At 64.3% G+C, this 14,241-nt stretch carries 15 protein-coding genes and 2 tRNA genes; 13 read left to right on the top strand and 4 right to left on the bottom strand.

From position 1 onward, the window contains the following. The coding region (locus H7841_15855; GenBank protein MEO5338343.1) for a hypothetical protein at positions 1–266 on the top strand (266 nt) is incomplete at its 5' end. A gap of 113 nt (positions 267–379) precedes the next feature. Here the strand turns inward: H7841_15855 and H7841_15850 are convergent. After that, positions 380–763 (bottom strand): hypothetical protein, encoded by a 384-nt coding sequence (locus tag H7841_15850; protein MEO5338342.1) that lies wholly within the window; start codon positions 761–763, stop codon positions 380–382. Positions 764–936: 173 nt separating this feature from the next. Here H7841_15850 and H7841_15845 point away from each other — a divergent pair, with 173 nt between their 5' ends. The 3 genes from H7841_15845 (at position 937) to H7841_15835 (ending at position 4,709) form a co-directional block, all read left to right on the top strand. Continuing rightward, positions 937–1,668: a response regulator gene (locus H7841_15845; protein MEO5338341.1), complete on the top strand. Its 732-nt coding sequence runs from the start codon at positions 937–939 to the stop codon at positions 1,666–1,668. Further along, positions 1,665–3,080: an ATP-binding protein gene (locus tag H7841_15840; GenBank protein ID MEO5338340.1), complete on the top strand. Its 1,416-nt coding sequence runs from the start codon at positions 1,665–1,667 to the stop codon at positions 3,078–3,080. Before H7841_15845 ends, H7841_15840 begins: the two co-directional genes overlap by 4 nt. Before the next feature lie 126 nt (positions 3,081–3,206). Then, complete coding sequence (locus H7841_15835) at positions 3,207–4,709, top strand: ATP-binding protein (GenBank protein MEO5338339.1); 1,503 nt, start codon at positions 3,207–3,209, stop codon at positions 4,707–4,709. Here the strand turns inward: H7841_15835 and H7841_15830 are convergent. Both H7841_15830 and H7841_15825 read right to left on the bottom strand, forming a co-directional pair. Next, on the bottom strand, positions 4,696–5,295 hold the full coding sequence (locus H7841_15830; GenBank protein MEO5338338.1) for an OmpA family protein: 600 nt from the start codon (positions 5,293–5,295) through the stop codon (positions 4,696–4,698). The two genes, H7841_15835 and H7841_15830, sit on opposite strands and share 14 nt — an antisense overlap. Before the next feature lie 4 nt (positions 5,296–5,299). Beyond that, positions 5,300–5,746, bottom strand: coding sequence for a FecR family protein (locus H7841_15825; protein ID MEO5338337.1), 447 nt, complete (start codon positions 5,744–5,746; stop codon positions 5,300–5,302). A gap of 226 nt (positions 5,747–5,972) precedes the next feature. Here H7841_15825 and H7841_15820 point away from each other — a divergent pair, with 226 nt between their 5' ends. From H7841_15820 to H7841_15780, 9 genes are all read left to right on the top strand, one after another. After that, positions 5,973–6,173 (top strand): hypothetical protein, encoded by a 201-nt coding sequence (locus tag H7841_15820; protein MEO5338336.1) that lies wholly within the window; start codon positions 5,973–5,975, stop codon positions 6,171–6,173. Between the two features lie 221 nt (positions 6,174–6,394). Further along, on the top strand, positions 6,395–6,676 hold the full coding sequence (locus H7841_15815) for a hypothetical protein (protein MEO5338335.1): 282 nt from the start codon (positions 6,395–6,397) through the stop codon (positions 6,674–6,676). A gap of 298 nt (positions 6,677–6,974) precedes the next feature. Beyond that, positions 6,975–7,059, top strand: a tRNA-Leu gene (locus H7841_15810). Positions 7,060–7,120: 61 nt separating this feature from the next. Beyond that, positions 7,121–8,551, top strand: coding sequence for a trigger factor (tig, locus tag H7841_15805; protein MEO5338334.1), 1,431 nt, complete (start codon positions 7,121–7,123; stop codon positions 8,549–8,551). A gap of 39 nt (positions 8,552–8,590) precedes the next feature. Next, on the top strand, positions 8,591–9,199 hold the full coding sequence (gene clpP / locus H7841_15800) for an ATP-dependent Clp endopeptidase proteolytic subunit ClpP (protein ID MEO5338333.1): 609 nt from the start codon (positions 8,591–8,593) through the stop codon (positions 9,197–9,199). Between the two features lie 167 nt (positions 9,200–9,366). Next, positions 9,367–10,635 carry an ATP-dependent Clp protease ATP-binding subunit ClpX gene (clpX, locus tag H7841_15795; GenBank protein ID MEO5338332.1) on the top strand — a complete coding sequence of 423 codons (1,269 nt, stop codon included), beginning with the start codon at positions 9,367–9,369 and terminating at the stop codon, positions 10,633–10,635. A gap of 122 nt (positions 10,636–10,757) precedes the next feature. Continuing rightward, the gene (lon, locus tag H7841_15790; protein ID MEO5338331.1) at positions 10,758–13,172 is read left to right on the top strand and encodes an endopeptidase La; all 2,415 of its coding nucleotides are present in this window, start codon (positions 10,758–10,760) and stop codon (positions 13,170–13,172) included. A 301-nt stretch (positions 13,173–13,473) separates the two neighbouring features. Next, positions 13,474–13,746, top strand: a complete 273-nt coding sequence (locus H7841_15785) for an HU family DNA-binding protein (protein ID MEO5338330.1) — start codon at positions 13,474–13,476, stop codon at positions 13,744–13,746. A gap of 66 nt (positions 13,747–13,812) precedes the next feature. Then, positions 13,813–13,888: transfer RNA gene (locus H7841_15780), tRNA-Val, on the top strand. 19 nt (positions 13,889–13,907) lie between these two features. Here H7841_15780 and H7841_15775 read toward each other — a convergent pair. After that, positions 13,908–14,241: hypothetical protein (locus H7841_15775; GenBank protein MEO5338329.1), on the bottom strand; the 334-nt coding region annotated here is incomplete at its 5' end.

Genomic DNA, 14,241 nt, shown 5'->3' with positions numbered 1-14,241 from the left:
AGCAGCCGGGCAGCGCCAAGGGGGTGGTCTTCGTCACCCTGGAGGACGAAACCGGCATCGCCAACCTGATCGTCTGGCCGCAAGTGCTGGAGACCCACCGCCGGGTCATCCTGGGGGCGAGCCTGCTGGGGGCCTGCGGCCGGGTCCAGCGGGACGGTCCGGTGATCCACCTGCTGGCCGAAGCACTCGTCGACTTGACGCCGCACCTCGCCGCCCTGAGCCGCGGCCGCCCGTCCCTGAGGGCCGAGTCACGGGATTTCCGGTGAGCTTCCCGCATTGAAGAAGCGCGGCTCAGTTTTTCACTTCCGGAACGCCCATCAACCTAAGCCGGCTCCCCTTAAGGGGAGCCGGCCTTGCCTCGGACTTGCGGGAAGGAGCGTTACTGGACCGGCGTGTGCCGGCCGGTGGTCTTGTCGATCTCGATGCGACGGACCAGGGAGCCATCCTTGGTGACGATCTCGGCGACGATGGTCTTGTCGTCCTTCTGGGCGACGGTGCCGAGCTTCACGTTCGGGTTGTTGTGCATGGCGAGGCGGCCTTCGAAGAAGCCGCGGACGCTGTCGACCGTGATCTCCTGGCCGGTGGCGGCCTGGAAGCGCGGGCAGTTCTGGTTGGCGCCCATCGCCATGCCGGGGCCCCCGCCCATCATGCCCATGCCGGGACCCATCATGCCCCAAGGGCCGCGGGCTTCGGCGGTGGTGGAAAGCAGTCCGGCGCCAAATGCGGCAAGCGCCGCGACCGAAAGGATGAGATTGCGTTTCATGGCCGTCCTCCAATGGATGTGGTCTTGCTGAAGACCATTGGACTGCCGCCGGGTAACCGGGCGATGTCACCGGACGGCCGATTTGTAACGGCATGTTGCCGGGGCCGGGGTCGGTAACCCGGCGTTACCATTTTTCCGCCGCCGCCGCCGCCGGGGAAGGGTATATTGGGCCTATGGAACCGCAACGTTCGCCCCACGTCCTGGTGGTCGACGACGACCGCGAAATCCGTGACCTCCTGGCGCGGTTCCTTGCCAGGCACGGATTCCGGATCGCCATGGCGGCCGACGGGCGCGAGATGCGCAAGGCACTGGATGGCCAGGCCATCGACCTTGTGGTCCTCGACCTGATGCTGCCGGGCGAGGATGGGCTCAGCCTTTGCCGCTGGCTGCGCGGGCGTTCCGACATTCCGGTCATCATGCTGACCGCCATGGGAGAGGAGACCGACCGCATCGTCGGCCTGGAGGTGGGCGCCGACGATTACCTGCCCAAGCCCTTCAATCCGCGCGAACTGCTGGCTCGCCTGAAGGCGGTGCTGCGCCGCAGCGGACCGGGCCGGCTGGCGGCGGCCCCGGCCGATCCGGCCCGGCGCGTGGCGGCATTCGCGGGATGGAGTCTCGACATGGAGGCGCGTGACCTGCTGTCGCCCGACGGGCTCCGGGTGGACTTGAGCGGTGGCGAATTCGAACTGCTGGCCGCTTTTGTTACCCATCCCAAGCGAGTGCTGACCCGCGACCAATTGCTCGATCTGGCACGCGGACGCGAGGCATCGCCCTTCGACCGGGCCATCGACGTCCAGGTCAGCCGGCTGCGCCGCAAGATCGAGGCCGATCCCCGCAGCCCGGCCTTGATAAAGACGGTGCGCAACGGCGGCTATCTGTTCACCCCGGAGGTGGACTGGCCATGATCGCCAAGCCGTTCCGCACCCTGGCCGGACGGACGCTTCTCGTGTTGCTGGCGGGCATGGCGCTGTCGCTGCTGCTGGGGCTCGGATTCTATGCTGGCGACCGTCGCGAGCAATGGACAGAGGCCCGCGCCCACTATGCGGCCGAACGCATCGCCGCCGCCTTGCGTCAGGCCGAGAACGCCACCCTCGCCGAGCGCCGCCAGGGCGTCGCCAACCTGGGCGGGCCCGGCCTGCTGGTGTCATGGTCCCGCGAGGCCCTGGTGAGGCCGGGCGGCGGGGATGACTGGGGTTCCCGCTGGTTTTACCGAACCTTGCTCGGCCACATGGGCAATCCGCCCCAACCCCAACTCCGGGTCGGCTATGGCGACGGCCTGCCCGAGGGGTGGGAGGCGCCGGCTCGTGGTTCCGGCATGGGGCGCGGCATGATGGGTCGCGGTTCCATGCCCATGATGCATTTCCAGCAACTGGCACAAGGGCAACCTCTGTTGCTGGTGTCCTGGCGCATGGGGGAGGGGGATTGGCTGAACTTCGCCGTGGCCTCGGTGCGGCTGGAGCCCTTCTGGGCCAGCGGCACCTTTGCCGGCATCCTGTTGTCCAGCTTGGCGGTGAGTATCCTGGCGGGTTGGGCGGTCTGGCGCAGTTCGCGGCCTCTGGCCACCCTGGCGGCCGCGGCGGAGCGACTGGGGGTGGACGTCAACGCTCCGCCGGTGGACGAGACCGGTCCCGCCGACCTTCGCCAGGCGGCCCGTGCCTTCAACGAGATGCAACGGCGCCTTCGGGGTTATGTCGCCGACCGAACCCAGATGCTGGCCGCCATCTCGCACGACCTGCGGACGCCCATCACCCGGCTGCGCCTGCGCGCCGAATTCGTCGAGGACGACGAAATGCGCGTCAAGACCCTGGCCGATCTGGACGAGATGGAGGCGATGATCGCCGCGACCCTATCCTTCGCGCGCGACGATGCCCTGGACGAGGCACGGCTGGGGCTCGACCTGGCGGCCCTGCTGCAGAGCCTCTGCGACGACGCGGCCGACGCCGGGCGGCCGGTCCGTTATTCCGGGCCGGATCGTCTTGCGTTCCAGGGGCGTCCCCTGGCCTTGAAGCGGGCGTTCGCCAATCTGATCGACAATGCGGTCAAGTATGGGCGGGAGGCCGCCGTTTCACTGGCGGTTGCGGACGGGCAGGCCGAAGTCGCGGTCGACGACCGGGGACCAGGCATCCGCGACGAGGAACTGCAACGGGTTTTCGATCCCTTCTACCGGGTCGACCGCTCGCGGTCGCGGGACGGGGGAGGGACGGGCCTCGGTTTGGCGGTTGTGCGCGCGGCGGTACGGGCCCACGGTGGCGAGGTTCGGCTTTCCAACCGCCCGGACGGCGGCCTCCGGGCCCAGGTGCGCTTGCCCATGGTGTGAGGGCGAGGCGACCGGACGCCAGGATCAAGAGAGAGACCTGAGGTGACGCCACTGGGGGCGAATTCTTGCCTCTTCCTGCGAAATGTGAAAATGGTTCCAATAAGAGCTCAATAGAAAGGAAGGGCCTTGGGGGACACCGTCCGCATACTGCCGCGGCTTCTCGCCGGATTCGTGGCGCTCGTCCTGTTGATGGCAATTCTCGGCGCGGTCGCCTTGATGGGTGCCGGTCGCTTGGCCCAGCAGATGGAACTCCTGTACCAACATCCCTTCGCGGTGAACAATGCCATCCGGTCGGCGCAGGCGGATATTGTCTCGCTGCAGCGTTGGGGCGAACGGCTGTTGGTGGTGGACACCCTCGCCGAGCGCGAGGCGGTATTGGATGAAATGGCGAGGAACGAGAAGGGGTTGGCGGAACGGATTGAGGTGATTCGCGAACGCTACCTGGGGCCGCGCTCTGACATAGACCGCCTCGAAGGCTTGGTGGCGGCCGCACAGCGGGAACGCCGCGACCTGCTCGGCCAGGGGAACGAGGGGCACGTTTCGGCCCTGACCAAGGCGGAGTTCCGCGAACGGCTGCATTTCAGTCACCGGCCGGTGGAGGACGCCATTCTCGCCATCCGCGAATTCGCGATGGCCAAGGCCGAGGACTTTCGCCGCGAGGCCCGGCGCCAGGCCGACATCGTGCGTGGAATCATGGTGGGGGCGGTCATATTGGTGGTCTTCGCCAGTCTGGCCATCGGCATGTCGGTGGTTCGCCATACCCTGAGCCCCCTGGACGAGCTGCGGCGCGGCATGATCGGTATCGCCCGGGGCGATATCAAGACCGAGATTCCCTACCTGGGAGATCGCTCCGAGGTCGGGGAACTGGCCCGCGCCCTCGAACATCTGCGGGAGAACGCGCTGGAACTGGAGCGTTCCAACGCCGCGCTGGCGTCCTTCGCCCATATCACCTCCCACGACCTGCGCGAGCCGCTACGGACCATCAACATCTACCTCGACCGGTTGGACCGCCGCTTGGGCGACTCCTTGGACGAGGAAGGTCGCGAGTTCATCGTTCTGGTGATGGGGGCGGCGCAGCGGCTCAACCGGATGATCCTCGACCTTCTGGCCTATTCGGAACTGGATCGCGATGTCGAGCCTCCGCGGCCGGTTGCCGCGGCAATGGTCGCCCATTCGGCGGTGAGCGCCCTGCGGGGCATGATCGACTCCCTTGGGGGACGGGTTTCCCTGCCGCCCGAAATGCCGGTCGTGGCGGTGCGGGGGAACGACCTTCTCCATCTGTTCCGCCACCTGCTGGTCAACGCCCTCAAGTTCCGTGTCGAGGGGCGGGCGCCCGAGGTCGATATTCTCGTCGAGCGGGACGGACTCGACTGGCGTTTCGGGGTGCGCGACAACGGCATCGGCCTGCCACAGGATACCGACCAGCGCGAACGCATCTTCCGTATCTTCCAGAGATTGCACCAGAATCAGGACTTCGGCGGCGGCTCGGGCATCGGCTTGGCGGCCTGCCGCAAGATCGTCGAACGCAACGGCGGCCATATCTGGGTGGAATCTGCCGGCGAGGACCGGGGAGCGACCTTTTACTTCACCCTACCCCAGGCAGCTTCGGACCCGCTCAACGCACCATGATCTCGACACGGCGGTTGCGCGGTTCGGGCGTTTCGTCGGGGGTCTTGACCAAGGGATCGCCTTCGCCGTGCGACCGGGTCTCGATGGCTGCCGACGGGATGCCGCCCCGGATCAGGAATTCGCGTACCGTGGCCGCCCGCTCGAAGCCGAGCCGGAAGTTGCCCGCGGCATCTCCGACGCGGTCCGTATGGCCGATGGCATCCACCTCGGGCAGGCGTCGGGCCGCCGCATCCCGCAAGGCCTTTTCCAGTTCGGCACGGGAAGCCGCGGTGGGCTCTGGCGAACCGGTCTCGAAATAGAGCAGGTAGCTGGAAGGGCGCGGTGGCTGGGCGTCCAGGGCCTGGCCGAACAGGACGCGGATTTGTTCGTCCGTCAAGGTTACCGGCGCTCCGGGCGCTTGGTCGGTGCCGCCGATGGCCGTGCCCTGGCGGGCCTTGTCGAGCGTCTGGCTTCCCGCCGAATTGGTCACGGTGATCGCCCCCACCGAGCCGTCGGGGTTCTCCAGCAGGACCACCAGGTTGCCGTCGTCCTGGAGCCCGAACAGGCCGAGGACGAACAGGGTGGCTCCGGTCAGAATTTCCAGCATGGGCCTATTCCTCTTCCGCCTTGACCACGAACCGGGTGCCCCGGATGCCGATGGTGGCCATCGGGGTGCGGACCGCGACGCTGGCGGGGGCGACGGCGGCGATGCGGCCGGAAACGTAGGCCAGGGTTCCCTTCGCCAATCCCAGGTTCATTCCGACCTTGTCCTGGCCGGGGTCGTAGACGAAGTCGTCGAGGGTGAGGCGGCTGGCCTCCCCCAACGACAGCGTCGTCCCGTCCTTCAGCGTGATGCCGATGGCGCCGCCAGGGGCGGTCGCCACCGTATCGTTCAGGTAGACCGGGTTGCCGGTGACTGCGGCCAGCCGCTTGCCCGCCCGTTCGACGGAGGCTTCGCCGGCCAGGGTCTTGATCTGCCCGATGGGCAACGGATCGGCGACGGCAAGCGCCGGAATCGCCAGAAGTACGGCGGCGGCAACGAAAATCCCGGTTCGCACGATGCCCTCCCTCCTGGCCTGGGGACATCAGTCTAGCGCAAGGGAAGCGGGAAGGATACCGGATAGGCGGAGACCAACAGGGTAATCGGGTGAAGGCGGAGGGTTTCGCCAAAGCCTGGGAGCACGCCAGCCCCGTCATTGGAAGGGAGCGCTCGGGACCGTTCATCAAATATCAGGCTGGAGACCATGTCATGTATCCCGATTTGGGGGCGGCCTGTACGCGGCCTTGGCGCCCCGCCTGGGCTCCTTCGACCTGGGCGACGACGAAGACGACGAAACGTTCTTCAAGAAGAACCACGAGGACAGCTTCTTTTCCCTGGACGCCCCGGTCGGGCCCGGCAAGCCGAACCGCCCGCGGGACGTCATCAAAGTGCAGTCCCTGCTGGGCAACGTGGCCTGCGCAGCCGGGGCGTCGGCACCCGGATGATCGTCAAGGGGTAGGACCCATGGCCGACATCGCCTGGCCGCCCGGCCTGCCCCAGCGCCCCCTGCAGGAGTGCTTCGCCCGCAAGGTGGTCAACCAGACCCTGTCGTCGCCCACCGGCCGGGGCTGGCGCATTACGCGGGCCAAGTTCACCGGCCGGGTGGAGGCGATCACCGCGACCTACGCCTTCACCGCCGCCCCGGATCTCGGAGGCCGCCGCCGGCATGGCGGCGGCGAAGGACGATCCGGTCTATTCGATCTCCGGGACTACCAACCGGGCCCGGCCCTACGAGCCGGCGCGGAAGGTCTTCGGCCGGCGGCGCATCTTCCCCGACGTGGCGGCCGAGGCTTACGTGGAGCGGATCGTTGCGCCGGCCGGGCCCCACCGGGCCGTCCAGGGAAAAGAAGCTGGTGGGGCGGGCGCTACGGAAGAACGTATCGTCATCGTCGTCTTCTCCCAGGCCCAAGCCGCAGTTCCTTGTATTGTCCGCATTGTTGCTTCATAATAGACTTATAACACATAACAATGGCTGAAATTTGATAAATGTTCCACATCCATTCAATTCCTTTCCGGTGCTGGCGGGAATGGCGAGGTGGAATGAAGGCATATTACAACAGAACAAAGCGCACATTAAATGCATAACACGAACATATGCGGTTACATGGGCCGGATTGTGGGTGGGATGGGCATGTTTGTTCTTTCTTGGGGCCTTCACCCGATCACCCTGTCCTGGTGTTGCCGACGGATTGACAGGCCGCTCCAATCGTATAGAGTCGCGGCCCCGCCCGGCTTCCGGGTCGCGGGCGGGCGTGGTGGAACTGGTAGACACGCGAGATTTAGGTTCTCGTGACGCAAGTCGTGGGGGTTCAAGTCCCTCCGCCCGCACCAGCCGCCGCCCGCTCCTGACCGGGTCGTCCAGTTTTTCCTCCGAATCGATTGTGGGATTTCCATGCAGGTTACCGAGATCAAGACCGAAGGCCTGAAGCGCGAGTTCAAGATTTGCGTGCCGGCCGGCGACATCGAACAAAAGATCACCAGTCGCCTGGGCGAGATCGCCCGTACGGCGCATATGCCGGGGTTCCGGCCCGGCAAGGTGCCCCCGGCGGTGCTGCGCAAGCGCTATGGCCAAGCCGTCATGGGCGAGGTGCTGGAGCAGGCGGTCAACGAGACATCCCTGGCTACCCTGAACGACCGGGGCTTGCGCGCCGCGTTGCGGCCGCAGATCGAGGTCACCGTCTTCGATCAGGGCAAGGACCTGGAATACACCATGGCCGTCGAGGTCATGCCGACCATCGAGACGGTCGACTTCAAGGGGTTGGAACTGGAACGCTTGGTCGCCGAGGCCAGCGACGAGGATTTGACAAAGTCCCTCGAACGCTTGGCCCAGGCTCACAAGGACTCCAAGCCTGTCGAGGGCAAGCGCAAGGCGAAGGCGGGCGACGTGGTGGTCATCGACTTCGTCGGCCGCGTCGACGGCACCGAGTTTCCAGGCGGCAAGGCCGACGGCTACCACCTGGAACTGGGGTCGGGTTCCTTCATCCCCGGCTTCGAGGATCAGCTGATCGGCGCCGGTGTCGGCAACGAGGTTCTGGTCAAGGTGTCCTTCCCCAAGGAATACGGGGCGGCCGATCTGGCGGGCAAGGATGCCGAATTCTCGGTCACGGTTCAGGAGTTGCGCGAAACCGTTTCCGCCGCGGTGGACGACGAACTGGCGAAGAAAGTCGGCATGGATACCCTGGACGCCCTCAAGAAGGTGATCCGCGACGAACATGACCGCGAGTTCAAGAATCTGTCCCGCCAGCGCCTGAAGCGTTCGCTGTTGGACGCCCTGGCGGAGAAGCATGCCTTCGAGGTGCCGGCCGGGATGGTCGATCTGGAATTCGACAATATCTGGAAGCAGTTCGAGGAACACCGCAAGGCCGGCATGGAGGACGAGGAGGATAAGGCCAAGTCCGAGGACGACAAGAAGGCCGAACTTCGTGCCATCGCGGAACGCCGGGTGCGCTTGGGCCTGCTGCTGGGCGAGATCGGCCGCCTCAACAACATCCAGATCGGCCAGGACGAGGTGAACCGCGCCATCATGAACGAGGCCCGCCGCTATCCCGGCCAGGAGAAGGCGGTATTCGACTACCTGCGCGGCAATCCCGCGGCGCTGGAGCAGGTCACCGCCCCGCTCTACGAGGACAAGGTGGTCGATTTCGTCATCGAGATGGTCAAGGTCAACGAACGCAAGGTCACGGCCGAGGAACTGATGAAGGACCCGGACGACGAGGCTAAGCCGGCGGCCGACGCCAAGCCCGAAAAGGCCGAGAAGAAGAAGGCGGCGAGCGCCCCCAAGAAGTCCAGCGGTACCAAGAAGGCCGCCAAGAAGGAGGACTGACGTCCCATGGCCGATCCGATCGAGATCTATGGCAACACCCTGGTTCCCATGGTGGTCGAACAGACCAACCGTGGGGAGCGGTCCTACGACATCTACTCCCGCCTGCTGAAGGAGCGCATCGTCTTCCTCACCGGTGGAGTGGACGACTATGTGGCCAGCCTGATCTGCGCCCAGTTGCTGTTCCTCGAATCGGAGAATCCGAAAAAGGACATCGCCTTCTACATCAACTCGCCGGGCGGGGTGGTGACGGCGGGGCTCGCTATCTTCGATACCATGCGCTACATCCGGCCAGAGGTCTCCACGGTCTGCATCGGCCAGGCGGCCTCCATGGGTGCCTTCCTGATGGCGGCGGGCGCCAAGGGCAAGCGTTTCGCCCTGCCCAACGCAAGGATCATGATCCACCAACCCTCGGGCGGAGCGCGCGGCCAAGCCACCGATATCGAGATCCAGGCGCGGGAGATTCTCGCGCTTCGCGCCCGGCTGAATCAGATTCTCTCGGAAAACACCGGCCAGCCGGTGGAAACCATCGAAAAGGCGGTCGAGCGCGACTACTTCATGAGCCCCGACGAAGCCAAGGATTTCGGCATCATCGACCAAGTGGTCGCCAGCCGCCCGAAGCCCGAAGACGAAGAGAAAACCGAGAAGTAGCCTTCCCCGGTGCGGGAACTGGAAAAACGGCCGTTTCCCCCATATGTCTTGAGACGACGGCTTCGCCGTCGCCCCCTGTCGGCCGCCCGGCTTTTTTCCAATTGTGCGGCGGGCCGGGCAGGGGATAACATGGCGGCAACGGGGAACGGCCTCTGAGCGGAGAGTTCATGAGCAAGTCTGTCGGCGGCGACTCGAAGAATACCCTCTACTGCTCCTTCTGCGGCAAGAGCCAGCACGAGGTCCGCAAGCTGATCGCCGGTCCCACGGTGTTCATCTGCGACGAATGCGTCGAATTGTGCATGGACATCATCCGCGAGGAGCACAAGACCAACCTGGTGAAGTCCGGGGAAGGGGTCCCGACCCCGCCTGAAATCCGCACCGTGCTCGACGACTACGTGATCGGTCAGGACCACGCCAAGAAGGTCCTGGCCGTGGCCGTGCACAACCACTACAAGCGCCTGAAGCACGGCGGCAAGAACAACGACGTCGAACTGGCCAAGTCCAACATCCTGCTGATCGGCCCCACGGGCTGCGGCAAGACCCTGCTGGCCCAGACCCTGGCGCGTATCATCGACGTGCCCTTCACCATGGCCGACGCCACCACGCTGACTGAAGCCGGCTACGTGGGCGAGGACGTGGAGAACATCATCCTGAAGCTGTTGCAGGCCGCCGACTACAACGTCGAGCGGGCGCAGAAGGGGATCGTCTACATCGACGAGGTCGACAAGATCTCGCGCAAGTCGGATAACCCCTCGATCACCCGAGACGTGTCGGGCGAGGGCGTGCAGCAGGCCCTCCTGAAGATCATGGAAGGCACCGTCGCAAGCGTGCCCCCGCAAGGCGGCCGCAAGCACCCGCAGCAGGAATTCCTGCAGGTGGACACGACCAACATCCTCTTCATCTGCGGCGGCGCCTTCGCCGGGCTGGAAAAGATCATCTCCTCGCGCGGCAAGGGCTCGGCCATCGGCTTTGGCGCCGACGTGCGCGCGCCCGACGACCGCAAGACCGGCGAGGTGCTGCGCGAAATCGAGCCCGAGGATCTGCTCAAGTTCGGCCTGATCCCGGAATTCGTCGGCCGCCTGCCGGTGCTGGCTACTCTGGAGGATCTGGACGAAGCGGCCTTGATGGACATCCTGACCAAGCCCAAGAACGCCCTGGTCAAACAATACCAGCGCTTGTTCGAGATGGAGAACGTGGCACTCAAGATCGCCGATCCCGCGCTTAAGGCCATTTCCCGCAAGGCGGTCGAGCGTAAGACCGGCGCCCGCGGCCTGCGGTCCATCATGGAGTCCATGTTGCTCGATACCATGTTCGAGTTGCCGGGCTTGCAGGGGGTGGAGGAAATCGTCGTCAATGCAGAGGTCGTCGAGGGCAACGCCAAGCCGCTCTACATCTACGGCGAACGCCATGACGACCTGGAGTCGTCCACCGCTTGAGCCGCCTTTTCAGCCTTTCCCCTTGCGGGGGAGGCTGCGGCGGACCATCTTTGAGGCGATCCGCTTTCCGCGCCCCGGCCCGATCCGGGTTGGGCACCCACTGACCGAGGTACCGCCGCATCATGTTGCCGACCAACCCTCAGGGCATCGCCTATCCGGTCCTTCCGCTTCGCGATATCGTGGTGTTTCCCCACATGATCGTGCCGCTGTTCGTGGGCCGCGAGAAGTCGGTGCGAGCCCTTGAAGACGTGATGCGCGACGACAAGCAGATTCTTCTGGTCGCCCAGAAGAACGCCGCCCAGGACGATCCGGGCGTCGCCGACATTTACAGCGTGGGCACCATCTCTACGGTGCTCCAACTCCTCAAGCTGCCCGACGGCACGGTCAAGGTGCTGGTCGAAGGTGGCCAGCGCGGCCGCATCCTGCGCTATGTCGACAATCCCGACTTCTTCCAGGCCGAAGTGGAACTGGTGGGCGAGCCGGTCAGCGACCCGCGCGAACTGGAAGCCCTGTCCCGTTCGGTGGTGTCGCAGTTCGAGCAGTACATCAAGCTGAACAAGAAGATTCCGCCGGAAGTCCTGGTCTCCATCAACCAGATCGAGGACCCCGGCAAGCTGGCCGACACCGTGGCCTCCCACTTGGCGCTCAAGATCGCCGAGAAGCAGGAACTCCTGGAAATCCAGACCGTTGCCGAGCGCCTGGAGAAGGTCTACGCCTACATGGAGTCCGAGATCGGCGTCCTGCAGGTGGAAAAGAAGATCCGCAACCGGGTCAAGCGCCAGATGGAGAAGACCCAGCGCGAGTACTACCTGAACGAACAGCTCAAGGCGATCCAGAAGGAACTCGGAGAGACCGACGAAGGCCGCGACGAGGCCACCGAGCTTGAGGAGCGCATCAAGAAGACCAAGCTGTCCAAGGAAGCGCGCGAGAAAGCCCTGGCGGAGCTGAAGAAGCTCAAGTCCATGAGCCCCATGTCGGCCGAGGCCACCGTGGTGCGCAATTATCTGGACTGGATGCTCAGTATCCCCTGGAAGAAGCCCACCAAGATCAAGAAGGATATCCGTAACGCCCAGGAAATTCTTGACCACGACCATTATGGCTTGGAGAAGGTCAAGGAACGCATTCTCGAATACTTGGCGGTACAGCAGCGCACCAACAAGATTCGCGGGCCGATCCTGTGTCTGGTCGGACCGCCGGGTGTCGGCAAGACGTCGCTCGGCAAGTCCATCGCCCGTTCCACCGGCCGCAACTTCGTGCGGATGAGTCTGGGCGGCGTGCGCGACGAGTCCGAGATCCGCGGCCATCGCCGCACCTACATCGGTTCCATGCCCGGCAAGGTGATCCAGGGCATGAAGAAGGCCAAGGCTTCCAACCCGCTGTTCCTCCTCGACGAAGTGGACAAGATGGGCCACGACTGGCGCGGCGATCCGGCCTCGGCGCTGCTGGAGGTGCTGGACCCCGAGCAGAACAACTGCTTCAACGATCACTACCTGGAGGTCGATTACGACCTGTCGGACGTCATGTTCGTCACCACGGCGAACACCATGAACATGCCGCCGCCGCTTCTGGATCGCATGGAGATCATCCGCCTGTCCGGCTATACCGAGGACGAGAAGGTGGAAATCGCCAGGCGGCACCTGATTCCCAAGCAGTTGGAAGTCCACGGGCTCAAGGCCAGCGAATGGTCGATCTCGGACGGGGCGTTGCGTGACCTGATCCGCACCTATACCCGCGAGGCCGGGGTCCGCAACCTGGAGCGTGAATTGGCCAACCTGACCCGCAAGGCGATCAAGGAGATCGCCCTGGGTGAGTCGAAGTCGGTCAAGGTTACCCACAAGAACCTCGGGAAGTACGCCGGCGTTGCCCGCTATCGCCATGGCGAAATCGAAAAGGAAGACCTGGTGGGCGTGGTCACCGGCTTGGCCTGGACCGAGGTCGGCGGCGAACTGTTATCCATCGAGGCGGTGGTGATGCCCGGCAAGGGCAAGGTCACCATCACCGGCAAGTTGGGCGATGTGATGCAGGAGTCCGTCCAGGCGGCGCGCTCCTATGTCCAGTCGCGTGCCGTCTCCTTCGGAATCGAGCCGCCGTTGTTCAACAAGCGCGACATCCACGTGCACGTGCCGGAAGGCGCCACGCCCAAGGACGGCCCTTCGGCCGGCGTCGCCATGGTAACCTCCATCGTCTCCGTGCTGACCGGGATTCCGGTGCGCAAGGACGTGGCGATGACCGGCGAGATTACCCTGCGCGGCCGGGTGTTTCCCATCGGCGGCTTGAAGGAAAAGCTGCTGGCGGCCCTGCGCGGTGGCATCAAGACCGTACTGATCCCCATCGACAACGAGAAGGATCTGGCCGAAATCCCCGACAACGTGAAGAAGGGCATGACCATCGTTCCCGTCACCACGGTGGACGAGGTGCTGGAAAAGGCCCTGGTCGCCAAACTGACTCCCATCGAATGGGACGAATCCCGCGAAGACGGCAAGGCAGCCTTCAAGGGCGGTGCGGATGACGAGGATCTGGGGGTTGTCACCCACTGAAGGTGACTTCCATTTCGCTATCTTTTGCGAGTTCTGTGCCCCTGCTTTCCCGTTTATAAAGATTTCCCCGGAATTCAATGCATTCCGGGGGCCTTGTTCTGTGGCCGAATTACCATTCGCACCGGCAAAAAACCTGGGGGAACGGCGATTTTCCTGAGGAAAACCGATCTTCATCGGTTGACGGCCATGAAAGAACGCGCTTAAGATGCCGCCGTCTTTGACTTCCTCGCATTCCAAAGGGCTCATGGCCTTATCGGGGGATTCTTCACTTGGTTCGAACCTGCAGATAGAGGGGGCGCACTTGAATAAGAACGATCTCGTTGCCGCTGTCGCCACTGGCGCGGAAATGTCCAAGGCCGATGCCGCGAAGGCGGTTGACGCCGTATTCGAAGCGATCACCGCTGCTCTGAAGAAGGGCAACGACGTTCGCCTTGTCGGTTTCGGTACCTTCAGCGTCGTCAAGCGCGCCGCGACCCAGGGCCGTAACCCGCGTACCGGCCAGACCATCAAGATCCCGGCCTCGAAGCAGCCGAAGTTCAAGGCTGGCAAGGCTCTGAAGGACGCGGTCAACTAAGGCCGTCTTCCTTACGCCATTACGATGCCGGCTGCTTCGCAAGGGGCAGCCGGCATTGTTTTGCGGGGGCGGTTAGCTCAGCTGGAAGAGCATCTCGTTTACACCGAGAGGGTCGGCGGTTCGAACCCGTCACCGCCCACCAATATCCCCAATCGAAAGGCCTACCGCACCTGCCAGGGAAGATCCTGCATGTGCGCCGTTTCGACGACTCGCGGGCGGGCGTCCACCGGTTTCAGCATGGATCGGAGCTTCTGCTGGATATTGGCGGGGTCGGCAACCCGAGGAAAGAGTTTGGAATGCTTTCGCGGCTGTTCCAGGTGGAACACGACCCGCAGGGCTCTGGCCCGAAGCATCCTTCCGGCAAGCTGTTGCTCCAAGGCCCAACTTGAACAGTGGAGGGGCGTTTTGGGAGAGGCCCCTATTGAAAATATTGGGTTTTTTGGCCTGAAATCCGGACCTGGCGAAAAATGTAGTGGAACATTTTCTCTGTCGTTG

Source organism: Magnetospirillum sp. WYHS-4 (genome assembly GCA_039908345.1).
Lineage (GTDB): Bacteria > Pseudomonadota > Alphaproteobacteria > Rhodospirillales > GLO-3 > JAMOBD01.
This window is presented reverse-complemented; position numbering and strand designations above follow the sequence as displayed.